This window comes from Oleiphilus sp. HI0043, from assembly GCF_001634935.1.
Map to the genome: position 1 here is coordinate 1 of NZ_LWEY01000409.1, position 767 is coordinate 767.

Genomic DNA, 767 nt, shown 5'->3' on the forward strand with positions numbered 1-767 from the left:
GTCTTGTCTTGTGAGGGTGGTGTGTATTCAATCATTTCTTAGTGTGCAAGTTACCAGGAATCACGTTACTAGGAATAAAAATTTATTTATGCTGTTTAATGGAGCTTAGACGCAAAAATAGTATCTGACCAATTTGGATGTATTGAGCTTAGCATTGAAAATTCTGTTTATATCATCCCCAGATATTTACGCTGCTTCGATTTAGGTCTAAGCTCGGTGGGTTGGAATAAGAAATATAAGGCTGTTTTTAATGGTTGTTAATAACGCGATTATCAATATTACAAATTTGCGACTTCGAACTTATATTGGGTTCAATCCTGAGGAACAGGAAAAGCAACAAGATATTATTATTAATGTGGAAGTACATTATCCTGCAAATAAACTGTGCCTGGAAGATAGTGTTGAAGATGCCTTGAACTATAAACACATTGCAAAAAGCATTATTAAGCATGTTGAGGATGGTCGCTTTCTATTATTGGAAAAACTGGTGTCAGACGTGTTGGGTCTTTGCAGTGAGCACTCTTGGGTGAGCTATGCGAAAGTACGAATTGATAAACCTCACGCGCTACGTTTTGCTGATTCAGTTTCTCTCAGTCTCGAATATAGGAAGCCGGAGTAGTGTTTTATGAGTAAGTCACCTGTTTTGATCACTGGTGTAGGCAGGCGCATTGGCTTGGCGCTGGCGCTTGATTGTTTGGCCAAAGGGTATCATGTGATCGGTACCTATCGAACTAGCTACCCGGAATTGGTGAAGCTGAAGGATATGG

Annotated in this window: 1 protein-coding gene; it reads left to right on the plus strand. The window is 39.6% G+C overall.

Annotated elements, in window-relative coordinates:
* Positions 1-250 precede the first annotated feature (250 nt).
* The gene (gene folX, locus A3729_RS05350) at positions 251-619 is read left to right on the plus strand and encodes a dihydroneopterin triphosphate 2'-epimerase (RefSeq protein ID WP_068514588.1); all 369 of its coding nucleotides are present in this window, start codon (positions 251-253) and stop codon (positions 617-619) included.
* Positions 620-767 lie beyond the last annotated feature (148 nt).

Excerpts from the sequence above, each read along its gene's own strand:
- folX (WP_068514588.1), top strand. The coding sequence starts at position 251 with ATGGTTGTTAATAACGCGATTATCAATATTACAAATTTGCGACTTCGA.